At 34.6% G+C, this 22,583-nt stretch carries 22 protein-coding genes; 12 read left to right on the top strand and 10 right to left on the bottom strand.

All coding sequences use genetic code 11. The features are described 5' to 3' along the window. The first annotated feature begins 1,232 nt into the window (after positions 1 to 1,232). Both D7004_RS04125 and D7004_RS04130 read left to right on the top strand, forming a co-directional pair. Positions 1,233 to 1,691, top strand: coding sequence for a peptidylprolyl isomerase (locus D7004_RS04125; RefSeq protein WP_123204613.1), 459 nt, complete (start codon positions 1,233 to 1,235; stop codon positions 1,689 to 1,691). Positions 1,692 to 1,842: 151 nt separating this feature from the next. Next, positions 1,843 to 2,391 carry a DUF5606 family protein gene (locus tag D7004_RS04130; RefSeq protein WP_123204614.1) on the top strand — a complete coding sequence of 183 codons (549 nt, stop codon included), beginning with the start codon at positions 1,843 to 1,845 and terminating at the stop codon, positions 2,389 to 2,391. A gap of 240 nt (positions 2,392 to 2,631) precedes the next feature. Here the strand turns inward: D7004_RS04130 and rlmH are convergent, their stop codons facing one another. Further along, positions 2,632 to 3,105, bottom strand: coding sequence for a 23S rRNA (pseudouridine(1915)-N(3))-methyltransferase RlmH (gene rlmH / locus D7004_RS04135; RefSeq protein WP_123204615.1), 474 nt, complete (start codon positions 3,103 to 3,105; stop codon positions 2,632 to 2,634). 81 nt (positions 3,106 to 3,186) lie between these two features. Here rlmH and D7004_RS04140 point away from each other — a divergent pair, with 81 nt between their 5' ends. From D7004_RS04140 to D7004_RS04160, 5 genes are all read left to right on the top strand, one after another. Next, the gene (locus D7004_RS04140; protein WP_123204616.1) at positions 3,187 to 4,524 is read left to right on the top strand and encodes a GH1 family beta-glucosidase; all 1,338 of its coding nucleotides are present in this window, start codon (positions 3,187 to 3,189) and stop codon (positions 4,522 to 4,524) included. A 163-nt stretch (positions 4,525 to 4,687) separates the two neighbouring features. Further along, entirely contained in the window at positions 4,688 to 4,981 is a 294-nt protein-coding gene (locus D7004_RS04145) for a hypothetical protein (protein ID WP_148042753.1), read from the top strand. 130 nt (positions 4,982 to 5,111) lie between these two features. Continuing rightward, positions 5,112 to 5,885: a YHYH protein gene (locus tag D7004_RS04150; protein ID WP_123204618.1), complete on the top strand. Its 774-nt coding sequence runs from the start codon at positions 5,112 to 5,114 to the stop codon at positions 5,883 to 5,885. Further along, positions 5,885 to 6,466, top strand: coding sequence for a toxin-antitoxin system YwqK family antitoxin (locus D7004_RS04155; protein ID WP_123204619.1), 582 nt, complete (start codon positions 5,885 to 5,887; stop codon positions 6,464 to 6,466). Before D7004_RS04150 ends, D7004_RS04155 begins: the two co-directional genes overlap by 1 nt. After that, a complete protein-coding gene (locus D7004_RS04160; RefSeq protein WP_123204620.1) occupies positions 6,435 to 7,085 on the top strand; it encodes an SCO family protein in 651 nt (216 codons plus the stop codon). The genes D7004_RS04155 and D7004_RS04160 overlap by 32 nt, the downstream gene beginning before the upstream one ends. A gap of 195 nt (positions 7,086 to 7,280) precedes the next feature. On the opposite strand, the gene D7004_RS04165 is transcribed toward D7004_RS04160, so the two are convergent. Both D7004_RS04165 and D7004_RS04170 read right to left on the bottom strand, forming a co-directional pair. Next, positions 7,281 to 9,560, bottom strand: coding sequence for an aconitate hydratase (locus tag D7004_RS04165; protein ID WP_123204621.1), 2,280 nt, complete (start codon positions 9,558 to 9,560; stop codon positions 7,281 to 7,283). Between the two features lie 385 nt (positions 9,561 to 9,945). Then, positions 9,946 to 10,623 (bottom strand): polysaccharide deacetylase family protein, encoded by a 678-nt coding sequence (locus D7004_RS04170; protein WP_123204622.1) that lies wholly within the window; start codon positions 10,621 to 10,623, stop codon positions 9,946 to 9,948. A 72-nt stretch (positions 10,624 to 10,695) separates the two neighbouring features. Here D7004_RS04170 and D7004_RS04175 point away from each other — a divergent pair, with 72 nt between their 5' ends. The 4 genes from D7004_RS04175 to D7004_RS04190 all read left to right on the top strand — a co-directional run bounded on the left by D7004_RS04175 (position 10,696) and on the right by D7004_RS04190 (position 15,179). Then, on the top strand, positions 10,696 to 12,054 hold the full coding sequence (locus D7004_RS04175; RefSeq protein ID WP_123204623.1) for a TolC family protein: 1,359 nt from the start codon (positions 10,696 to 10,698) through the stop codon (positions 12,052 to 12,054). Positions 12,055 to 12,168: 114 nt separating this feature from the next. Continuing rightward, on the top strand, positions 12,169 to 13,506 hold the full coding sequence (locus D7004_RS04180; RefSeq protein WP_123204624.1) for an efflux RND transporter periplasmic adaptor subunit: 1,338 nt from the start codon (positions 12,169 to 12,171) through the stop codon (positions 13,504 to 13,506). A gap of 157 nt (positions 13,507 to 13,663) precedes the next feature. Further along, a complete protein-coding gene (locus D7004_RS04185; RefSeq protein WP_244214241.1) occupies positions 13,664 to 14,662 on the top strand; it encodes an NAD(P)H-dependent glycerol-3-phosphate dehydrogenase in 999 nt (332 codons plus the stop codon). 178 nt (positions 14,663 to 14,840) lie between these two features. After that, a complete protein-coding gene (locus D7004_RS04190; RefSeq protein WP_123204625.1) occupies positions 14,841 to 15,179 on the top strand; it encodes a hypothetical protein in 339 nt (112 codons plus the stop codon). Positions 15,180 to 15,238: 59 nt separating this feature from the next. Here the strand turns inward: D7004_RS04190 and rimO are convergent, their stop codons facing one another. From rimO to D7004_RS04220, 6 genes are all read right to left on the bottom strand, one after another. Beyond that, complete coding sequence (gene rimO / locus D7004_RS04195; protein WP_123204626.1) at positions 15,239 to 16,570, bottom strand: 30S ribosomal protein S12 methylthiotransferase RimO; 1,332 nt, start codon at positions 16,568 to 16,570, stop codon at positions 15,239 to 15,241. Positions 16,571 to 16,703: 133 nt separating this feature from the next. Further along, entirely contained in the window at positions 16,704 to 17,666 is a 963-nt protein-coding gene (ftsY, locus tag D7004_RS04200; protein ID WP_123204627.1) for a signal recognition particle-docking protein FtsY, read from the bottom strand. Between the two features lie 162 nt (positions 17,667 to 17,828). Further along, entirely contained in the window at positions 17,829 to 17,984 is a 156-nt protein-coding gene (locus tag D7004_RS04205) for a DUF4295 domain-containing protein (protein ID WP_010599808.1), read from the bottom strand. Between the two features lie 87 nt (positions 17,985 to 18,071). Further along, positions 18,072 to 18,254 (bottom strand): 50S ribosomal protein L33, encoded by a 183-nt coding sequence (rpmG, locus tag D7004_RS04210; RefSeq protein ID WP_010599807.1) that lies wholly within the window; start codon positions 18,252 to 18,254, stop codon positions 18,072 to 18,074. 44 nt (positions 18,255 to 18,298) lie between these two features. Next, on the bottom strand, positions 18,299 to 18,532 hold the full coding sequence (gene rpmB / locus D7004_RS04215) for a 50S ribosomal protein L28 (RefSeq protein ID WP_025145121.1): 234 nt from the start codon (positions 18,530 to 18,532) through the stop codon (positions 18,299 to 18,301). Between the two features lie 94 nt (positions 18,533 to 18,626). Further along, a complete protein-coding gene (locus D7004_RS04220) occupies positions 18,627 to 19,115 on the bottom strand; it encodes a hypothetical protein (protein ID WP_123204628.1) in 489 nt (162 codons plus the stop codon). A gap of 116 nt (positions 19,116 to 19,231) precedes the next feature. Between D7004_RS04220 and acs the strand changes: the two genes are divergently transcribed. Further along, complete coding sequence (gene acs / locus D7004_RS04225; RefSeq protein ID WP_407946530.1) at positions 19,232 to 21,139, top strand: acetate--CoA ligase; 1,908 nt, start codon at positions 19,232 to 19,234, stop codon at positions 21,137 to 21,139. A 69-nt stretch (positions 21,140 to 21,208) separates the two neighbouring features. Here acs and D7004_RS04230 read toward each other — a convergent pair whose 3' ends face one another. Then, complete coding sequence (locus tag D7004_RS04230) at positions 21,209 to 22,579, bottom strand: RagB/SusD family nutrient uptake outer membrane protein (RefSeq protein WP_123204630.1); 1,371 nt, start codon at positions 22,577 to 22,579, stop codon at positions 21,209 to 21,211. Between the last annotated feature and the right edge of the window lie 4 nt (positions 22,580 to 22,583).

Consider the following 22,583-nt stretch of genomic DNA (forward strand, 5'->3'; position numbering starts at 1 on the left):
AAATACCTGATTTAGTCTGTTTATTAAAATTTTAATGATTTATATGCTTGCCTTTATTCTTGGATTGGTTTCAGGTTAATTTAAAGATGCTTAACAATTAATTGCTTTTATAAAGCAGAAAGAAATGATTGATGCGTTTGGTGCAGAACTGCAGTTTCCGAAAGTTTATAAACTTATTTTCCAAAAATTACAATAGTTCTATTTCCATAAATGTATTTTACCGCAGAGTTTGCAAAGGAATTCACAAAGAACACAAAGCTAGGCAGATAATTCTTTACCATATAAGATATTTAAGAACATATAAGCTTGCCCCCTAAAAACTAACCGAAGAAATCTTACCTCTGTTCTTAAACCTGACAGAAGCGGCAGCCCCGAGTTTTTTACGAGGGCTACAGCGTATGGCGGGGCTGAGGTTTCCGAAAAGCTTATTAGCGTTGTTTTCTAAAATTAAAATAGTTCAATCTACCTAAATGTATTTTACCGCAGAGGTCGCAAAGGAATTCACAGAGAACACAAAGCTAGGCAGATAATTCTTTACCATATAAGACATTTAAGGACACATAAGCCTTGTTTTCTAAAAATTAAATAGTTAGCATTAAATGTATTTTACCGCAGAGTTTGCAAAGGAATTATCAGAGAATACAAAGCTAGGCAGATAATTCTTTACCATATAAGACATTTAAGAACATATAAGCTTGCTCCTAGAAACTAACCGAAGAAAATCTTAACACTGTTTTTAAACCCGATAAAAGCGGCAGCCCCGAATTTTTCTATGAGGGCTACAGCGATTAGCGGGACTACAGTTCCCGAATGGCTTCTTTACCCTGCTTTCCAAAAAATTAAAATAGTTCAATCTTCCTAATTTACCACAGAGTTCGCAAAGGAATGCACAGAGGGCACAAAGTTAGGTAGATAATTGTTTACCATATAAGACATTTAAGAACATATAAGCTTGCCCCTAAAAACTAACCGAAGAAAATATTACCTCTGTTTTTAAACCAGACAGAAGCGGCAGCCCCGAGTTTTTTACGAGGGCTACAGCGTATGGCGGGGCTGAAGATTCCAAGAATTACTTTACCGCTCATTTACACAATATTCTAGTTTTCAGAAAATTTGAAGTATTATTTGCAATTTAAATCTTTAAAGATGTTCTATTTATACAATTTTGTTATTTTTGCTGTTCCTTAAAAAGTTTAATAGCCATTAAGGTAATTTTAATAATAAAAATCGATATGAGTAAAGCAATAATAAAAACCGAAAAAGGCAATATAACTGTAGAGTTCTTTGAAAAAGATGCTCCAAAGGCAGTAGCAAATTTTAAAAAATTAGCAAGCGAAGGATTTTATGATGGTGTTACATTTCACCGTGTAATTCCGAATTTTATGGTTCAAACAGGTTGCCCTAATTCGAAAGATGGAGCAACTGGAATGCCAGGTACTGGTGGTCCGGGTTACAAAATTGATTGTGAATTGGATGGAGAAAATCAATATCACGATCGTGGTGTGTTATCAATGGCGCATGCAGGTCGCAATACCGGTGGTTCACAATTCTTTATTTGCCATAGCAGAACCAATACAGCACACTTAGATGGTGTACATACCGTATTTGGTAAAGCGATTGAAAATGTTGATCTTGTTGATGATATCCGTCAGGGAGACAAAATTTTAGGCGTTGAAATAGTAGAAGATTAAAAAATAGATTTGAGATTTGAGACATTAGATTGAGACATAGTCTTTAACTTTTGCTCTTTCTCTTTAAAATTGTTAGAACTTGATTTGAAGTATTTGATGTGAAGGTTAGTTTCTTGCATCTTATATCTCACATCTCATATCTCAAAATATTATGAATTTAAGAGGAATAGTTGCCGTTTCAGGCAGACCAGGTTTGTTTAAACTGGTAGGACAAAATAAAGTTGGGTATATTTTAGAGGGTTTAGACGCTCAAAAACTTAAAGTTGTGGCGAACATCACAAATACCAAACTTGCATCGTTAGAAGATATTACTGTTTACGGTGAGGATGAAGAGATTAAATTAGTAGATGTTTTTACAAAAATCTCGGTTAAAGGATCTACTCCAGATACTAAGGCAGATTCAGCTACACTTCGTGCTTATTTTAACGAAGTTGCGCCAGGACATGATGAAGATAAGGTTTATGCTTCGGACATGAAGAAAATTATTGGATGGTATAACATCATTAAAGATTTGCCTTTGTTTACTGAAGAAACTCCAGATACTCAAGGTACACCGGCTGAAGTTAAATTATCAGAAGAAAAAGCAGCTGCAGATAAGAAGCAAAAAGCTACAGGAGCTAAGGCCTCGAACAGCAAAGTTTCTACTAAAACATCAGCACCAGCAAAAAAAGCAAGCATGACGAGTAAAAAAGGAGTGTAATCGCTTTATGAAATATAAAAAAGCATCGATTTATCGGTGCTTTTTTTGTGACCAAAATTTTAAAAGAAATACCAAATTATAGCTACAACAATAAATGAGATAATTAAGCTTATCCACAAATATTTGTCATTGCCGCTTTGGTTACTTCTAAATTTATATTGCCTTTTATATTTATCTAATAACATAATATTTTATTTTAATGATGATTTAAAATTCAGGTTTCCATAAGAAACGTTTAAGCTAAGCATGATGGTATGGTTCCCCTTTTAAAATACTGAAGCCACGGTACAATTGTTCTACAAAAAACAAACGAATCATTTGATGAGAAAAAGTCATATCTGATAAAGAAATCAATCCATTCGCCCGCTTATAAACACTTTCATCGAAGCCATAAGGTCCGCCAATAATGAAAATTAAATGCTGAACGCTTCCAACCATTTGTTTGTTTAAATATGAAGAAAACTGAACCGAACTATATTTTTTTCCACCCTCATCAAGTAAAATAACAACATCGCCACTACTAATTTGTTTGTGTATCAGTTCTGCCTCTTTTGCTTTCTGTTGTGCTTCGGATAAGTTTTTTACGTTTTTAACATCAGGAATGGATAAAAAACTAAAGTTAATATAGTGTTTAAGGCGGTTGATGTATTTGTCAATGCCTTCAATTAAATATTTATCTTCTGTTTTGCCAATAGCGATTAAAGTAATTTTCACCTCAAAAATTTAAAGATGTAAATATAAACTTTAACATCAATTTAATATTAACTTCTCATATTTATAGGATGAAGCATTTAAATGATTAAATCAGCTGATTTTGGCGAAGACTTTTTGTGGGGAGTTGCAACTGCTGCCGCCCAAATAGAAGGTACATCAGATTATTATGGCAAAGGTCCATCCATTTGGGATACGTTTTCTTCTAAAACAGGAAAGATAAAAAAGGGACACAAACCAAACGTAGCCTGCGATTTTTACCATCGCTATCGAGAAGATATTGCTTTGGTAAAAACATTAGGTTTTAAGGTTTTTAGATTCTCAATTGCCTGGTCGCGGGTTTTACCTTTAGGTCGAGGAACAGTTAATCAGGAAGGAATTAGGTTTTATCACAATGTAATTGATGAGTGTTTGGCGATTGGAATTACTCCATTTGTAACTTTGTATCATTGGGATTTGCCTCAGGCTTTAGAGAACGAGGGCGGGTGGACAAGCTTTAGTATCAATACGGCTTTTAATGAGTTTGTAAGTTTGTGTGCTAAGGAATATGGTGATAAAGTTAAAGACTGGATTGTAGTTAACGAACCATTTGGTTTTACATCTTTAGGGTATATGCTCGGGATACATGCACCCGGCAAAACAGGTTTGGGTAACTTCTTTTCATCCGTTCATCATACGGCCTTAGCACAGGCTGATGGTGCAAAAATTTTACGTGCAGAAGTACCTCATGCCAATATTGGAACAACCTTTTCCTGTTCAGAGATTATTCCTTACACACAAAGTGATAATGATATACTGGCCGCTAAAAGAGTAGATTGTCTGATGAATAGACTATTTATAGAGCCTGCTTTAGGTATGGGTTTTCCAACTTCAAATTGGGATGTACTAGAGAAATTTCAAATAGAATATGGAACTTGGCGCCACACAAAACGTTATACATTTGATTTTGATTTTATTGGTCTGCAAAATTATTTCCCATTAACGGTTAAGTACAATGCTTTTATTCCGGTAACTCAAGCCTGGGAAGTTAAAGCGAAAAGTCGTAAGAAGCCTCACACTGCTATGGGATGGGAAATTAATGCAGATAGTTTTTATAATATTATCAAGCAGTTTTCGGCCTATCCAAATGTAAAAAATATCATTATTACAGAAAATGGAGCTGCTTATCACGATAAAATTATTAATGGCACAATTGAAGATGACGCCCGCATAGCATATTTTGAATTGTACCTCGAGGCTTTGCTAAAAGCTAAAAATGAGGGCATGCCAATTTCTGGCTACATGGCCTGGACGCTAATGGATAATTTTGAATGGGCAGAAGGTTTCGATGCTCGTTTTGGATTGGTACATACCGATTTTAAAACTCTGGAAAGAACAATTAAAAACTCAGGATATTGGTGGCAGCAATTTTTAAAGTCTTAAAATCTGTAGCGTTTCGTTAAAGCAGTGCGTTATATGTTCAAAAACAATTTCATAAATGCATATCCTCAAAACTAGCTCAGCTGCATTATTCATTTTCATAATTTGTACAATTATATCTTGTAAAGATGATAGTGTCCTTTTGAAATCAAAAGAAAAAGATGAAATGGAATTAAAGCTACTGATGAGTGATATTTTAAAAATGTCTGACCAGATCAGTTGTGATAATGCTGCTGATTGGCGTATAGTGCCAATTGGAGCCAAAGGCTGCGGTGGGGCAAGTAGTTTTATTGCATACTCGGCCAAAATTGATACTGCATTATTTCTTCAAAAGGTAGAACAATACACGCAGAAAGAAAAGGCTTTTAATGAGAAATGGAAATTGTATTCAGATTGTGCATTGATAATAGCGCCCAAACGTATTGAATGCGTAAATGGTAAGCCGAAGTTGGTGTATTAAGTCTAATACTCTTTTGCTATATATTAATTTGTTTTAATTAGTTCAGCTTAAAAGAAATATCTAAATTGTTTTGAGTATTTTAAACCTTTCTTGTTTAAAATACTCAAAACAATCAAAATAAATTTTATAAATGAAAATAAAAAAAACAACTATTTACAAATCCCTCCTAACAATTATTACATTTATCTCTCTCTCTTCATGTAGCAAAAATGACGATTCAACTCCAGTAACTGCAAATATTGCTGTACCTGTTGTTTATTCAAAAATTTACGGCGCTACAAGTATAACAAGCGATGGTACTTTTATTACCATAAAAACAAATGGCACTCCAGACCATAAAAGTGCATATTATCCAGCTACAAGTACTTTGTATGAGGCCTACAATGGAACTACATTTGGTGGAAACACATTCGCCAAAAATCCGAATGTAATAGCTTCACAATCTTTCACATTTAAAATACCATTAAATCCTGCTGTTGCTTCAAATCACGCTGCAACTCCTTTAGGTGCAATTGGTGTTGCATTAAATGGTGTTGCATTATATAATCAATATGCTGGTCCTAATAATTTAGCACTTACTACCGAAATTGCAAGTTTTGATAAATATTATGGTCATCCAACCGGAACAAGCCAATACCATTACCATGTTGAACCATTATATTTAACCACTGTAAAAGCTACAAAATCGGCTTTGTTAGGCTTTTTATTAGATGGATTCCCAGTTTATGGTCCGCAAGAAGAAAACGGTACAGTTGTTACCAGTTCTAACCTAGATGTCTATCATGGACATAACCATGCAACTGTAGATTTTCCGAACGGTAGTTATCATTACCATTTTACTGCAGATGCGCCCTATTTAAATGGGAATGGTTACTATGGTATAGCAGGAACCGTTACTCAATAATGAAAATAGATAAGTTATTCTGTTTACTTCTTTTGATTTGTTCTTGCAAGCAAAACAAGTCAAAAGAAGTAAATGCTATTTCTAACACTTATAATTTAAAATCTTCATTAAATATCTTCATTAAAAACGATACCGTTTATTTAAACAATTTAAAATACTCTGGTTTTTTGTATGAATTACACGCTAACAAGGATACAGTGTTATTAGAATCTTACACAGATGGTTTAAAAAATGGAATTGAAATAAAATGGTATTCAAACAAAAAGCTCATGGAAATAAGAGGGTATAATGATGGAAAAAAGAATGGCAAACAAACAGCTTTCTGGCAAAATGGCAAGAAAAAATTTGAATTTTTTGCTAAAGACGATGCTTACCAAGGAGAATTGAAAGAATGGAATATGGATGGTAAGTTAATTCATTTAGCTAATTATAAAAATGGCCAAGAAGAGGGAGCACAAAAGTTATGGTATGATAACGGAAAGATAAGAGCCAATTATGTAATTATAAACGGGAAAAGATATGGTTTATTAGGCACTAAAAATTGTAGAAATGTATCGGATAGTATTTTTAATATTAAGTAGTGCTTTAATATTTTCAGGTTGTAAACAAAAGGATAAAGAGATTATTCCTTTGCCTTATTATAATGAGCCTACTTTTACCCCAATTTTCTTGAAAAACAACGAGTTAGTAAAAAATAAAATAACACACACCATCAATAGTTTTTCGTTTCTAAATCAAGATAGTGTAATGGTTAATGAACAAACGATAGAAGGAAAAATTCATGTAGCCAATTTCATCTTTACCTCTTGCGGTAGTATCTGTCCAACAATGACTAAAAATTTGAAAACTGTAAGTGATGGTTTTGCAAATGATAAAAATCTTGTATTTCTTTCTTTTTCAGTTACACCATGGATAGATAAGCCCTATGTTTTAAAACGCTATAAAGAACAAAACCATATAGATAATGGCAACTGGCATTTTCTTACAGGAAGTAAAGCAGAAATATATGATTTAGCTAGAAAATCTTATTTTGCAGAGGAAGACATAGGATTTAGTAAAGACAGTACAGAATTTTTACATACCGAACATTTTATTTTAGTTGATAAAAATAAACGTATCCGCGGCATATACAATGGTACATTGGCTTTAGAAATGCAACAGTTGATAGATGATATAAAAACTTTAAAATCAACAGAATAATAAATTATCATACTTAATTCTAAAACAAAGCTTAAAATTACTTCTTAAATAAAAAAATCCCATTTTGATTTTACTCAAAATGGGATTTTTTATTTGGATTAAGGAATAAAGATAATATTTGTGAGAGTTTTTATTTAAACCCTAACTCATTGCTCTTTTATCCTTATTCTTTATTCTTAAAGCGCAGCTCTGTTCTTAAAGTGCAGCTTTTGCAGCAGCTTCTCTTCTAATAATATTTAAAGCACCACCAGCAACAAACCACTCAATTTGTTGAGCATTGTAACTGTGGTTAACTAAAAATTGTTCTTCAGTTCCATCTAAGTGGTGTAAAACCAAGGTTAATGGTTTGTTTGGAGCAAATTCTGTTAGACCTAAAATATCAACGGTATCGCCTTCTAAAATTTTATCGTAATCGTCTTTATCGGCAAATGTTAAGCCCAACATACCTTGTTTTTTAAGGTTTGTTTCATGAATACGGGCAAATGATTTTACCAATACAGCACGAACACCTAAATGGCGTGGTTCCATAGCTGCGTGTTCACGAGATGAACCTTCACCATAGTTTTCGTCACCTACAACGATTGAACCAATACCAGCAGCTTTATAATCGCGTTGCGTTGCTGGAACAGGACCATATTCGCCAGTTAATTCATTTTTAACATTATCTGTTTTATCATTGAAGTAGTTTACTGCACCGATAAGCATGTTGTTAGAAATGTTATCTAAATGACCACGGAACTTTAACCAAGGTCCAGCCATAGAAATATGGTCAGTTGTACATTTACCTTTAGCTTTTATCAAAAGTTTTAAATCTTTTAAGTCCGTTCCTTCCCAAGGTGTAAAAGGATCTAGCAATTGCAAACGGTGCGAAGTTGGAGAAACCAATACCTCAACCGATGAACCATCAGCAGCAGGAGCTTGGAAACCTGCATCTTCTACAGCAAAACCTCTGGTTGGCAATTCATCACCAGTAGGTGGATCTAATTTAACCTGCTCGCCTTTATCGTTTGTTAAAGTATCTGTTAATGGATTGAAACCTAAATCTCCTGCAATTGCAATTGCTGCAACCATTTCTGGCGAAGCTACGAAAGCAAAAGTATTTGGATTTCCATCGGCACGTTTAGCAAAATTTCTATTGAATGAGTGTACAATAGTATTTTTCTCTGCTTTTTCTGCACCTGTTCTGTCCCACATACCAATACATGGTCCGCAGGCGTTTGTAAATATTGTTGCATCTAAATCTTCGAAAGTTTTTAAGAAACCATCGCGATTAGCTGTGTAACGAACTTGCTCAGAACCTGGGTTAATACCGAAAGCAGATTTAGTAACCAAACCTTTTTCAATAGCTTGGTTTGCTATAGAAGCTGCTCTTGATAAATCTTCGTACGATGAATTGGTACAAGAACCAATTAAACCCCATTCTACTTTTAAAGGCCAACCGTTTTTCTCTGCTTCAGTTTTCATTTGCGAAACCGGAGTAGCTAAATCTGGTGTAAACGGACCATTTAAATATGGCTCTAATTCATCTAAATTAATTTCAATCACCTGGTCGAAATAATTTTCAGGATCTGCGTAAACTTCGTCGTCACCTGTCAAATACGCTCCAATTTTATTTGCTTCATCTGCAACTTCATCTCTACCGGTAGCACGTAAATAACGTTCCATACTTTCATCGTATCCGAAAGTAGAGGTAGTTGCGCCAATTTCGGCACCCATATTACAAATGGTTCCTTTACCAGTACAGCTTAGGTTAATCGCACCATCGCCAAAATATTCTACAATTGCACCAGTACCACCTTTTACGGTTAAAATACCAGCAACTTTTAAAATAACATCTTTAGCAGAAGTCCAGCCGTTTAACTTACCTGTTAATTTTACGCCAATTAATTTAGGGAATTTTAATTCCCATGGTAAACCAGCCATAACATCACATGCATCAGCACCACCAACACCAATTGCAACCATACCCAAACCACCTGCGTTAACAGTGTGCGAGTCAGTTCCAATCATCATTCCACCCGGGAATGCATAATTTTCTAAAACAACCTGGTGTATAATACCAGCTCCCGGTTTCCAGAAACCAATACCGTATTTATTTGATACAGATGATAAGAAGTCGAAAACTTCAGCACTTTCTGTTTTTGCATGAGGCAAATCTATTGCAGCACCTTCTTTAGCCGTAATTAAGTGATCGCAATGAACGGTAGATGGTACTGCTACTTGTGGGCGACCAGCTTGCATAAATTGCAAAAGCGCCATTTGAGCAGTTGCATCTTGCATTGCTACACGGTCTGGTGCGAAATCTACATAATCAGTTCCGCGAGAAAATGCTTTTTTCGGATCTCCGTCCCAAAGGTGAGCATACAATATTTTTTCAGATAATGTTAAAGGTCTGCCAACTACTTTACGAGCTGCATCAACGCGGCTACCGAAGTTTGCATACACCTTTTTAATCATGTCTATATCAAAAGCCATCGATTTTATTGGTTAAAAGGTAATACTTCTATTCTAATAGCTGCGAATTTACAAAAAAAATGCACCTCTTACAGTCATAGCAGGATCATTGTATTATTTGGAAGAATTCTAAATAGAATATGATAATCATCATTAAATTATGTTGAAGCGCAATGCCTGTTTTTCAATTAAAGTTTGTTCCCGCTTTCTCTACAAGTCCTCGCTGCGCTGCGGGCTTTCCATTCAATCGGGGCTAAGAACTTCGGGTTACTGTTAATAGGAATGGTTGGTCAGCAGTGTTCAATACCGAACGCAAATGTTCGGAAACGAACATTTTAGAAATGAGAAATTGATTAAAATGTTGCTATTTAGACTGTTATGTTGTTGGCACAACAATAGCTAAGTATTAAAGCGTTGAAAAAGTAAAACCTTTATCAGAAAAATATTTTAAAACTTTAGGCAATGCATACACTAAACGGTCAAATGCTTTTAAACTATCGTGAAAAACTATAATCGAGCCATTTCTAGTATTATTTATCACATTTTGATAGCATTTTTCAGGAGAAAGCTTTTGGTCAAAATCACCGCTTAGAACATCCCACATTACAATTTGTGACGAGGTTTTATGTGTTGTGTGTTGCTTATCACCGGTTTGCTCTTGTAAACCTGTAACAGGTAACTGGTAACTGGCAGCCAGCTTCTTAATCTGACTTTTCTTAATCCTCCCATAAGGTGGTCTAAATAAGTTGGTTTGGGTAAGTTGCTGGCATTTTAAAGTATTTTCAATGTATGTTTTATCATCAGTTACCCAACCTTTTAAATGGTTATAAGTATGGTTTCCGATGGCATGACCATCATTTTTTACTTGCTGAAATACTTCGGGGTATTTAGAAATATTATCACCGATACAAAAAAATGTTGCCTCTGCATTAAAAGCTTTTAAAGTTTTTAAAACAAATTCTGTAACATTGGGTATAGGTCCATCGTCAAAGGTTAAATAAATAACTTTTTCGGTTCGAGGCTTATTCCATAATAAAGATGGATAATACCATTTAAGCAGAAGCGGCGATTTTACCAGGTACATTACAAACAAAGTTAGTAAATGCCTGCATAGATTGAAATTATTGAAGTTGTTTATATAGATTTGAAACAAATTATGAAGATGTTTACCCAAACAAAGTTAACTGCTGGTTCTGTATTTTTAGTTGCCTTATGCTTAAGCCAAATGGTTAAGGCCCAACAGGTAATAACCATACAACAAGCGGTAGATAATACCTTAAAAAATAATCTAACCATAAAGCAGGCACAATTTAGTGCTGCTATAACCGATGAAAACTTAACACAATCTAAGTTTGCGCTTTACCCTAACTTAAATGCAAGTGTAAATCCAAATTTAACTTTCGGTAGGGGATTAGATCAAACCACATTTCAGGTTACCAACCAAACATCACTATTTACAAGCGGTAACTTAAGTACCAACGTGGATTTGTTTCAGGGCTTTTCAAAAATCAATCAGATAAGACAAAATAAGACACTTTTACAAGCCGATTTAACCAACGTAGAAAAGGTTAAAAACGATTTAATTTTAAATGTGGTAACTGCATATTTACAAGTTTTATACAATACAGATTTAGAACGGGCATCTAAAGAACAATTAGATATTGCAAATAAAACTTTAATAAGAGAAAATGCTTTGCTAGATGCAGGAAATAAAACTATAGCAGATATTTCTCAGGCAAAATCGCAGGTAGCAACTGCCGAGTTGAATTTAACAAATGCTCAAAATGCATTGTCTATTTCTTACCTAACATTAGGTCAGCTAATGGAAATGCAGCCAAATCAAAAATTTGTAGTGCAGGCGCCGTTGATTGATAACATTAAAGCTGCACCAACAACTGAAAGTGCTGAAGAGATATATAATAATGCTTTAAGTATTTTTCCGGATATAAAATTGGCTAACTTACGTTCACGTGCTGCAAAACAGGCAATTGACGTAGCAAAAGGTTCATATTATCCGTCATTAAGTTTAGGTGCCGGTATCAATACTTCATATTCTTATCAGTTTAATTATGCTGGCTTATTTCCGCAAACATCTTTTACAGATCAGATAAATCAACGTTTGGGTCAAAGCATTGGCATGAGCCTTCAAATACCAATATTTAATGGGTTTATTGCTCGCTCTAATGTTCGCAGAGCAAAAATTACTTATAACAATTCGTTAAATAGCGAGCAATTGGCTAAAAATAATTTAAACAAGGTTATTTTTCAAGCTACTACCGATTTAAAAGCTGCAGAAAGTCGTTATCGCTCTACTGAGAATGCGTTTATGGCGCAAAAAGATGCATTTTATGCTGTAGATTTAAGATACGAACAAGGCTTGGTAAATTCGCTAGATTACAGCACTGCACAAACCAATAGAAACAAAGCTGAAATAGATTTTATACAAGCTAAATATGATTTGCTTTTCAGAGCAAAAGTAATTGACTATTACTTAGGTAAGCAAATTACGTTTTAGAGCAAAAAGGTTTAATATTATAACTTATTAGAGGATTTTTTTCCAATTACTAAACCTTAAAACAATTTAACAATACTACAACTATACTAAATAAACGAAATACAATAAAACATTATGAAACTGAAGCACATTTTAATTACCATAGGTGTTATCCTGGTTATTCTAGTCGGACTAAAACTCGCCGGTGTTATTGGCGGTGATAAAACCGAAAAAGTAACGACAGAAAAAGCATCAGAAAGAACTGTTGTTGAAACAGTAACAGCTAGTGGTAAAATACAGCCAGAAACCGAAGTAAAGTTAAGTTCGGAGGTATCTGGTGAGGTGGTTGAACTTAAAGTAAAAGAAGGTGATATTGTTAAAGCCGGACAGTTACTTTGTAAAGTTAGACCAGATGTATTGCAATCGGGCTATGAGAGAACAGTTGCTTCTTTCAATGCTCAAAAAGCAAGTGTTGCAGCAGCTCAACAACAGTTAATTCAAAATCAGGCAAACTTTGCCAACTCTGAAGCAACTTACAAACGTAATGTAGAATTATTTAATAAAAAAGTAATCTCGGCATCAGAATTTGATGCCGCGAAAGCTGCTTATTTAACTGCGAAAGCAAATTTGGCTAGTGCTAAAGAAAATGTTACCGGTGCGAAATTTACGTTAGAGCAAACTGGCGCTAACGTTAAAGAGGCGGGGGCAAACTTGGCAAAAACAACAATTTACGCTCCGGTCGATGGTGTTGTTTCTAAGTTATCAATAGAATTAGGAGATCGTATTTTAGGTACTTCTCAAATGGCGGGTACAGAAATCATGCGTATCTCTAATCTTTCATCAATGGAAGTAAATGTTGATGTAAACGAAAACGATATTACTCGTGTTAAAGTTGGCGATAAATCATCAATAGAAGTAGATGCTTTTTCTGATAAGAAATTTAGAGGTGTGGTAACTGAAATTGCAAGTTCTTCAACAGCTGTTGGAACTACAACTTCAACCTCGGTAGATCAGGTGACTAATTTCTCTGTAAAAATTAGAATTACAGAAGAACTTTCTGGTAAACAACAATCTATTTTCCGTCCGGGTATGTCGGCGACTGTTGATATCGAAAGCGAATCATTAAAAGGTTTGTCGGTGCCAATACAAGCTATATTTACTGATAACAAAAATAAATCTGCTGAGGCTTCTGCCGAATCAGGAAATCAGGAAAATAGCGATAAGCAAAAATCAAAACTTGCAGATAAAACCGTAAAACAGTTTGTATATGTACTTAATGGTACAAAAGTGAAACAAACAGAAGTTACAACTGGCATTCAAAACGATCAATTTATTATTGTAAAATCAGGCATTAAGGCTGGTCAGGAGATTGTTACAGGACCATATTCTGCTATTCAAAACAAGTTGAAAGATGGAATGGTAGTAGAGAAAACAACTAAAGACCAATTGTTTAGCAAAGACGCTAAAAAGTAAGGTATAATTAATCGCAAGAAATACTATCTTGCGATGTGTAAGGTATAATATAAGGTTTGGGGTGTAAGATTTAAGGTTTAAGGCAAATAGTCTAAGCCATAAGCCTTACACCTTTTACCATTTAGCTTACAATTATTACCTAAAAACCTTTTTAATCATGATACCTAAAATAGCAATGATTGGTGGCGGAAGCTGGGCAACTGCCATTGTAAAAATGCTATCCGATAATTTAACGGAAAAAGAAATTTATTGGTGGATGCGCAATACCGAAGCAATCGACCACATCAAAAAGTTTAAACATAATCCTCATTATTTATCTTCGGTGGAAATTAAATTATCGCCAGATAATATTTCTACAGATATACATTGCATCATCAAATCGGCAGATTATGTTATTTTAAATGTCCCTGCTGCATTTATTAAAGAAACACTATCAAGCATCACCCCAAACGATTTAAAGGGTAAAAAAATTGTCTCAGCCATTAAAGGAATTGTGCCAGAAGATAATTTAATTATTGGCGAATTTCTTCATAAAATTTATGAAATACCTTATCAGGATATTTTAGTAGTTAGTGGTCCGTGCCATGCCGAAGAGGTTGCATTCGAGAAGCTATCTTACTTAACCATTGCCTGTACAGATTTGGAAAAGGCATCAACCTTCGCTTCATTTTTGAATACGAGATATATTAAAACCAATGTTTCTGATGATATTTTCGGTACAGAATATGCAGCCGTTTTAAAAAATATTTATGCTGTAGCCAGCGGAATTTGCCATGGTATTGGTTATGGAGACAATTTTCAAGCGGTACTTATTAGCAATGCCATTAGAGAAATTAAACGTTTTGTTGATGCCGTACATCCAATAAACCGTGATATTATGGAATCCGCCTATTTGGGCGATTTATTGGTAACTGCTTATTCTCAATTTAGTAGAAACCGAACTTTTGGTAATATGATAGGGAAGGGTTATACCGTAAAGTCTGCCCAGCTGGAAATGAATATGGTAGCTGAAGGATATTATGCTGCAAAATGCATGCATATTAAAAATAACGAGCACAATGTGGAAATGCCTATTTGTAAAGCTGTACATAACATTTTATATGAAGGTAGGTCGCCACATATTGAAATGAAATTACTTGCAGAGAAGCTAAATTAGTTTTAAATCACCAATCATATAATTTCTTACCGCTTTGATAAATTAATACCTAAAACACCATTAGATTTATATAAAATTAGAAGCTATTGCATTTTTAATTTTAGTAAACTTTAAAACTGTTTTATGCTGAAACAAAATCTAATCCTAAACGTTATCCTTCAAATAAAATATAACTGTCATGAAAAAGAAATTTGCAATAGGATTGTTATCAATCGCATTAATTGGTGGTTTAACCCTTAATGTAAACGCACAAGAAAAGAAAACTGAGGTTGGTAAAACTTTAGATAAAACTGGTAAAGCAATTGGTAAAGGTGCTAAATCTGTTGGTAATAAAACTGCTGAAGTTGCCGTTAAAGGTGGTTCGAAAGTAGCTGATAAAACCTGGAAAGGTAAAATGGCACCAGATGGTTCTGATGTTTATATCAACTCAAAAAACGAAAAATATTACGTAAACTCTAAAGGAGCAAAAATTTGGTTAAAACCTAGCCAAATCAAAACCAGAGTTGAAAAGAAGTAATTAGAAGTTAATTTTAATAGAAAAGCATGATTGAACGTTCAATCATGCTTTTTTTGTATTTATACAATTTGACCGTATAAATCGAAATCTTCAGCTCTATCTATTTTAACATTAACAAAACTTCCGTTAGCAGCATAACCTGTGTAGGCATTGATAAGAACTTCATTATCAACTTCAGGTGAATCAAATTCTGTTCTGCCGATAAAAAATTCTCCTTCTTTTTTATCTACCAAAACTTTAAAGGTTTTACCAACTTTTTCCTGATTGATATCAAAAGAAATACCCTGCTGGATTTCCATAATGTCATCCACACGTTGCTGTTTTACTTCGTCTGGAATATCATCAATTAAGGTATGTGCATGCGTTTTTTCTTCATGAGAATATGTGAAACATCCTAATCTATCAAATTTTGTTTCAGCAACCCAATCTTTCATCTCCTGAAAATCGTATTCCGTTTCACCAGGATAGCCACATATCAACGTAGTCCGCATAGCAATTGTTGGAACTTTATCTCTAATTTGATTCACTAAATCAATCGTTTTTTGCTTGGTTGTACCGCGTCGCATAGATTTTAACATGTTGTCGGTAATGTGCTGCAATGGCATATCCAAATACTTGCAGATATTGTCTCTTTCGTTCATGGCATCCAAAATTTCCATTGGGAAACCCGAAGGATAAGCATACTGTAAACGAATCCATTCAATTCCTGGCACATCAGATAAACGGCGCATCAACTCATCTAATTTGCGAACACCGTATAAATCTAAGCCATAATATGTTAAATCCTGAGCAATTAAGATTAGTTCTTTAGTGCCGTTTTTAGCGAGAATTTTAGCTTCGTTTACCAATTCTTCCATTGGCTTGCTAAGGTGTTTTCCACGCATTAGGGGAATTGCACAAAAGGAGCAAGGACGGTTGCAGCCTTCTGCTATTTTGAAATAAGCGAAGTGAGAAGGTGTGGTTAGCAAACGCTCGCCAATAAGCTCGTGCTTGTAATTCGCACCTAATTCATGCAAAATGTTTTGTAAATCGTTGGTGCCAAAAAATGCATCAACATTGGTAATTTCCGATTCTAGCTCTGGTTTGTAACGTTCAGATAAACAACCTGTAACTACAACTTTTCCAATTTTACCAGCTGCTTTTAAGTCGCTAAATTGCAGAATGGTGTCGATAGATTCTTGCTTGGCATTATCAATGAAACCACATGTATTTATGACAACGATATCATCTTTCCCCATTTTATCCGACTCGTGTACAACATTTAAGTTGTTGCCACGCAACTGTCCCATCAAAACTTCCGAATCGTATATGTTTTTTGAACAACCTAACGTAATCACATTGATTTTAGGTTGCTTAATTAATGGCTTACTTTTTATTATTTTGGTATTCATCTTTTACACTAATCTACTGTTGATTATCCTATTATAATGGTCGTCACCCTGAATTTATTTCAGGGTCTTATATATAAAAGATGCTGAAATAAATTCAGCATGACGGCTGAGAGAATTTGACTTTTTTAACAGGTTATTTAAACAAACTATTCACAAATTCTTTCTTATCAAAAAGCTGTAAATCGCCTATTTTTTCGCCAACGCCAATGTACTTTACAGGAATTTTAAACTGATCTGAAATACCTATAACCACCCCACCTTTAGCTGTGCCATCCAATTTTGTAATGGCTAAAGCGTTTACATCAGTTGCCTCTGTAAATTGTTTACACTGCTCAAATGCATTTTGACCTGTTGATGCATCCAAAACCAATAAAATTTCGTGTGGTGCATTTGGAACTACCTTTTGCATTACCTGTTTAATTTTACCAAGTTCGTTCATCAAACCAACTTTATTGTGTAAACGACCAGCAGTATCAATAATTACCACGTCCTCGCCGTTGGCCACCGCAGATTGTAAGGTATCAAATGCCACTGAAGCTGGGTCAGAACCCATCGGTTGAGCAACAACGCGAACGCCTACACGTTCACCCCAAAGTTTTAACTGGTCAACTGCTGCAGCTCTGAATGTATCAGCAGCACCCAAAACAACTTTAAGATTTGCTTCTTTTAATTTATGCGCTAGCTTACCAATGGTTGTAGTTTTACCAACGCCATTTACGCCAACAACCATAATTACGTAAGGCTTATGTTCGCCATATTCAAATTGACGAAAATCGTTGCTGTTGTTTTCTGATAAAAGCAGTTGAATTTCATCACGAAGAAGAAAATTTAGTTCGGATGTATTTAAGTATTTATCTTTTGATACCCGTTCTTCAATACGTTTGATAATTTTTAATGTTGTACTTACGCCAACATCAGATGTTACGAGTACTTCCTCTAAATTATCCAGTACTTCATCATCAACAGAAGATTTTCCTGCAACTGCTTTTGTTATTTTGTTAAAGAAACCATCTTTGGTTTTTTCCAAACCTTTATCTAAAGCTTCCTGAGCTTCAGGTGCATTTTCTTTTTTTTTGAAAAAATCGAATAAGCCCATTAGTGTTTATATTTTTCTAAGAATTGGGTAGGTATAGAGCAGGTTTTGTACTATTGACACAAAGGTAACCAAATAATTCTAAGGCATAATTTTATATAACAAAAAAAGCCCTCCCGATAAATACGGAACGGCCTTTAATATTTTTAATTAAAAATATTAACCTTATTTAGATGCAATAGCATCTTTTACGTGGTCGTTATGTACGATAAGTTCTTTGAATGAGTAAGCACCAGTTTTTGGAGATTTTACCATTGTAATTACTTTCGAATATTCTTTACCTGTACCTGTTTTAAGGGTTGCAACTACTTTCTTTGCCATGTTTTCTAAAAATTTTTATGATTGAATTAAATGGATGTTAGAATGAGTGAGTGTGAAATTCAATCATTCAATCAATCTATCATTCAATTATTTTATCTCTTTGTGTACGGTTACTTTTCTCAATACCGGATTGAATTTTTTCAATTCTAATCTTTCTGTAGTGTTTTTACGGTTTTTGGTAGAAATATATCTAGACATACCCGGCATGCCACTTTCTTTATGTTCAGTACATTCTAAAATAACCTGAACTCTGTTACCTTTTTTTGCCATTTTAATATAAATTGAAAACTGTTAATCTCAACAGTTAATGTTTTTTACAAAAATCCTTTTTTTACAAAACGATTAATCGCTTCGCTAATACCAACTTTATTGATGGTTTTTATCGCTGAAGTAGAAACTTTCAACGTAATCCAACGGTTTTCTTCAGGAATATAAAATTTCTGAAGTTGTAGGTTTGGGTAAAATTTGCGTTTGGTTTTAACGTTTGAGTGAGAAACGTTGTTACCTACCATTGCTTTTTTTCCAGTTAAATCACAAACTCTTGACATGACTTGTAAATATAGTTGTTAATATCGTCCGCTTAATTTTTTTAAGAGTGTGCAAATATCTGAATAATAATTGTAAACGGCAATAGTGGAAGGTTTATTTTTTTAAATTTAAATCAATGGTCCATTTACCGGGCTGTAAAAGTTCAAACTCAACGGTTTCATTCAAAATTTTTACTTGCAAATGCAAAGGAAATTCTATCTCAGTTAGGGTATATAAGCTAGCAGTTTTTGAAGCTGTTTCTGCTCTCATTTCACTATACTTTCCCATCAATATTTTTACGTCGGTAATACGTGGTTGGTTTGTTTCTCCGTATTGTTGTCCGCCTTGAACTGCTGTTTTTATTGCGTTAGAATTTGTTTGATCTGCTGTATAGCCTATCTTAAAATATAATATAGGCTCAGTCGATTTTTTATTCTTACTAAAAAAAATATCACCAATATTGGCTGTTTTATTAAAGAGAATGAACTGATCCGTTTTTTTTAGTGTGTCAATTTTAGTAAAAGATTGTTTTTCCGAAGAAAAAGAATTCAAAGAGATTCCTAGAAAAAAAACCAGTATTAGGAAGTTTATTTTTTTTATCATTCTCAAAAATAGTTTTTTATATTATGTTCTTAAAATGTTTCTCTATTGTTTTTTATATAATATGAATATTTAATTCCATCAATATTTATTTAAATTAGCCGATACTAAATAATAAAATCATCGAGCAAATGCAAATCACATCTTTTAAGCAGTACGAAGAAGATTATAAAAAAAGCGTAGAAAACCCTGAACAGTTTTGGGGCGAAGTTGCACAAAATTTTCAATGGCGTAAACCTTGGTATAAAGTACTTTCTTGGGATTTTAAAGAACCTAACATTAAATGGTTTGAAGGAGCAAAACTAAATATAACAGAGAACTGTTTAGACAGGCATTTAGCTACCGACGGAGATAAACCTGCAATCATTTGGGAACCAAATAATCCTGAAGAAGAAAGCGTTACCCTAACTTATAAAATGCTTCATGAAAGCGTTTGCCGCTTTGCAAATGTTTTAAAACGCAATGGTGCAAAAAAGGGAGATCGCATTTGTATCTATATGCCAATGGTACCTGAACTGGCTATCGCTGTATTGGCATGTGCAAGAATTGGTGCCGTTCACTCGGTTATTTTTGGTGGCTTTTCAGCAAAATCAATTGCCGATAGAATTAACGATTCACAATGTAAATTGGTAATTACTGCTGATGGCGCTTATCGCGGAAACAAGCAAATACCTTTGAAAGATGTAATTGATGATGCATTAATAGGTTGCCCAACGGTTGAGAAATGTATCGTTTTAACTCATGTTCGTACACCTGTTTCTATGCTTAAAGGTAGAGATGTTTGGTGGGAAGATGAAGTAAAGCATGTTAACCATATCTGCGAAGCCGAAGAAATGGATGCGGAAGATATGCTATTTATCCTTTATACATCAGGTTCTACCGGAAAACCAAAAGGAGTTGTGCACACTTGTGGCGGTTATATGGTGTATGCAGGTTATACTTTTACCAACGTATTCAATTACAAGCCAGGCGAGGTATATTTTTGTACAGCTGATATTGGCTGGATTACAGGCCATTCATACATCGTTTACGGTCCACTCTCGCAAGGAGCAACTTCAGTTTTATTTGAAGGAATTCCAACTTATCCAAATCCATCACGTTTCTGGGATATTATAGAAAAACACAAAGTAAATACATTATACACTGCTCCGACGGCAATCCGTTCGCTGATGAGTTTTGGTGAAGAACCATTAAATGGAAAAGATTTAAGCTCTATTCGTGTTTTAGGCTCGGTAGGAGAGCCAATTAACGAAGAAGCATGGCATTGGTTTGATGAAAAAATTGGTCATGGTAAAGCGCCCATAGTTGATACCTGGTGGCAAACTGAAACCGGGGGAATAATGATTTCTCCAATTGCGACTGTTACCCCAACAAAACCAAGCTTTGCAACCTTACCACTTCCTGGTATTCAACCGATTTTAGTTGATGAAAATGGGAACGAAATTGAAGGAAATAGCGTAAGTGGAAATTTATGTTTAAAATTCCCTTGGCCTGGTATGTTGCGCACCACCTATGGCGACCATGAGCGATGCAGGCAAACCTATTTTGCAACATACGAAAACTTATATTTTACAGGCGACGGCTGCCTGCGTGATGAAGATGGCTACTACAGAATTACAGGTAGGGTAGATGATGTGTTAAACGTTTCGGGGCATAGAATTGGCACTGCCGAAGTTGAAAACGCAATAAATATGCATGCCGGTGTTATAGAAAGTGCTGTTGTAGGTTACCCGCACGACGTAAAAGGACAAGGGATTTATGCCTTTGTTATCAACCCGGAGATGCATGGTGAAGCTGAATTAACCAAGAAAGATATTTTACAAACCGTTACCAGGGTAATTGGTGCAATTGCCAAGCCTGATAAAATTTTATTCGTTTCTGGTTTGCCAAAAACGCGGTCAGGAAAAATTATGAGGCGTATTTTAAGGAAAATTGCCGAAGGTGAAACGGCTAATTTAGGAGATACATCAACCTTGTTAGATCCTGCAGTTGTTGATGAAATCATCGAGGCAGTAAAAAAGCAATAATCTTTAAATCCGATTAAACAAAAAATGCCTTCCAAAATCTGGAAGGCATTTTTTATTCCTAATTAAATTTTAGTAACCTGCGTTTTGTACTAAGCCTTTATTTGCACTTAGTTCACGATCTGGGATTGGAAACACCAATTTTGGATCATTGTATGCAAAACTTCCAATCGAACGTTTAGTTCTTTTATAATCATGAAGTCTAAATCCTTCATAATCCAATTCTTTTTCTCGCTCATTTAAAATAATTGCCAAAGTTGGTACAACATTACCTAAACCTGCTCGGGTTCTTAATGTGTTAATATCACTTGCCGGTGTTGCTCCAATAGTTGTGCCTAATCTAAAATTACATTCGGCTCTAATCAAATACTGTTCAGTAATACGAGCAACAGGAATGTTTCCAAAATAGTCATACCATTTCTTAGTGAATTTTCCTGCTTTTGCGCCATCACCGTCATATATTAATTCTGTTTGTCTTTTGTCTCCGTTCTCAAAAGAATTATAAAAATTAATGTTTACACTTGCGTCACCCCTACCAACATCTCCGCCAGTAGCATTTTGGTAGCTAGCGTAAAATGTTGCTAAACCATCGTTAGATGTACCTGCATTACTTTGCTCATTTTGTGCAATTTCAAAAATTCCCTCTGAAGATTTTTTTGTTCTAAATGGTGCTTCAAGAGAAGAAGTAATCAAGCTATATGGGCTATTAGTTATGATATCATTGGCCATATCTCTAGCTAATGCATATTTACCTTCTTGCAAATATACTCTTGCCAAAAATGCCATAGAAGCATATTTGTCATCTACGGATGCCAATTTTGTTATTGATGCTTTCAAGTCATTTTCAACTGCTGTGTAAACTTCAGACACAGTATTCCTAGGCGTTGAATATACAATATCATCAGTAGTTTGGACTGCCTTTGTTATAATGGGAACACCCAAATTATTATTTGTACCAGTAGCATCGAAAGGAAGAGCATAAAGTCTAACTAATTCAAAATGCATTATTCCTCGAATAAATAAAGCTTTTCCTTCAATTGTACTTCTAGCAGTAGGGTCCGTTACTACATTTAGTGCCGAAATAACCGTATTAGCAACATTGATTGCCTTGTATGCAGATGTCCATGTTCTAAGCACATCGGCATTTGTAGATATTATAGATTTATTAGATATATCTCGATAAGTACTGAACGTACCTGTCCAGTTTAAGTAACTATTGCTAGCGTATATATCGGGCAAAAAAATCAAATTGGTTCCGTATAAATCACCACTAGCTAAAACGGTAAAAGCACCGGTTAGCGCATTTTGAACATCAGATGGACTTGATAGCGCTACATCAGATGAGATAGATTGTTTTGGCTCAATTTCTAATTGTTTTTTACAAGAAGATATGCTTAGTATGATTAGGCCTCCAGCAATTATATTTTTTAAGTAATTTTTCATAATT

The sequence above is a fragment of the Pedobacter jejuensis genome, from assembly GCF_003725795.1.
Taxonomy (GTDB): Bacteria; Bacteroidota; Bacteroidia; order Sphingobacteriales; family Sphingobacteriaceae; genus Pedobacter; species Pedobacter jejuensis.

What these genes read in the sequence shown, in the direction of transcription:
- D7004_RS04165 (WP_123204621.1), bottom strand. Translation starts at nt 9,560, where the DNA reads ATGGCTTTTGATATAGACATGATTAAAAAGGTGTATGCAAACTTCGGT.
- D7004_RS04140 (WP_123204616.1), top strand. Translation starts at nt 3,187, where the DNA reads ATGATTAAATCAGCTGATTTTGGCGAAGACTTTTTGTGGGGAGTTGCA.
- D7004_RS04230 (WP_123204630.1), bottom strand. Translation starts at nt 22,579, where the DNA reads ATGAAAAATTACTTAAAAAATATAATTGCTGGAGGCCTAATCATACTA.
- D7004_RS04155 (WP_123204619.1), top strand. Translation starts at nt 5,885, where the DNA reads ATGAAAATAGATAAGTTATTCTGTTTACTTCTTTTGATTTGTTCTTGC.
- D7004_RS04180 (WP_123204624.1), top strand. Translation starts at nt 12,169, where the DNA reads ATGAAACTGAAGCACATTTTAATTACCATAGGTGTTATCCTGGTTATT.
- rpmG (WP_010599807.1), bottom strand. Translation starts at nt 18,254, where the DNA reads ATGGCAAAAAAAGGTAACAGAGTTCAGGTTATTTTAGAATGTACTGAA.
- ftsY (WP_123204627.1), bottom strand. Translation starts at nt 17,666, where the DNA reads ATGGGCTTATTCGATTTTTTCAAAAAAAAAGAAAATGCACCTGAAGCT.
- D7004_RS04175 (WP_123204623.1), top strand. Translation starts at nt 10,696, where the DNA reads ATGAAGATGTTTACCCAAACAAAGTTAACTGCTGGTTCTGTATTTTTA.
- D7004_RS04170 (WP_123204622.1), bottom strand. Translation starts at nt 10,623, where the DNA reads ATGTACCTGGTAAAATCGCCGCTTCTGCTTAAATGGTATTATCCATCT.
- D7004_RS04220 (WP_123204628.1), bottom strand. Translation starts at nt 19,115, where the DNA reads ATGATAAAAAAAATAAACTTCCTAATACTGGTTTTTTTTCTAGGAATC.
- D7004_RS04160 (WP_123204620.1), top strand. Translation starts at nt 6,435, where the DNA reads ATGTATCGGATAGTATTTTTAATATTAAGTAGTGCTTTAATATTTTCA.
- rpmB (WP_025145121.1), bottom strand. Translation starts at nt 18,532, where the DNA reads ATGTCAAGAGTTTGTGATTTAACTGGAAAAAAAGCAATGGTAGGTAAC.
- D7004_RS04150 (WP_123204618.1), top strand. Translation starts at nt 5,112, where the DNA reads ATGAAAATAAAAAAAACAACTATTTACAAATCCCTCCTAACAATTATT.
- D7004_RS04125 (WP_123204613.1), top strand. Translation starts at nt 1,233, where the DNA reads ATGAGTAAAGCAATAATAAAAACCGAAAAAGGCAATATAACTGTAGAG.
- D7004_RS04205 (WP_010599808.1), bottom strand. Translation starts at nt 17,984, where the DNA reads ATGGCAAAGAAAGTAGTTGCAACCCTTAAAACAGGTACAGGTAAAGAA.
- D7004_RS04145 (WP_148042753.1), top strand. Translation starts at nt 4,688, where the DNA reads ATGGAATTAAAGCTACTGATGAGTGATATTTTAAAAATGTCTGACCAG.
- rimO (WP_123204626.1), bottom strand. Translation starts at nt 16,570, where the DNA reads ATGAATACCAAAATAATAAAAAGTAAGCCATTAATTAAGCAACCTAAA.
- D7004_RS04190 (WP_123204625.1), top strand. Translation starts at nt 14,841, where the DNA reads ATGAAAAAGAAATTTGCAATAGGATTGTTATCAATCGCATTAATTGGT.
- D7004_RS04185 (WP_244214241.1), top strand. Translation starts at nt 13,664, where the DNA reads ATGATACCTAAAATAGCAATGATTGGTGGCGGAAGCTGGGCAACTGCC.
- D7004_RS04130 (WP_123204614.1), top strand. Translation starts at nt 1,843, where the DNA reads ATGAATTTAAGAGGAATAGTTGCCGTTTCAGGCAGACCAGGTTTGTTT.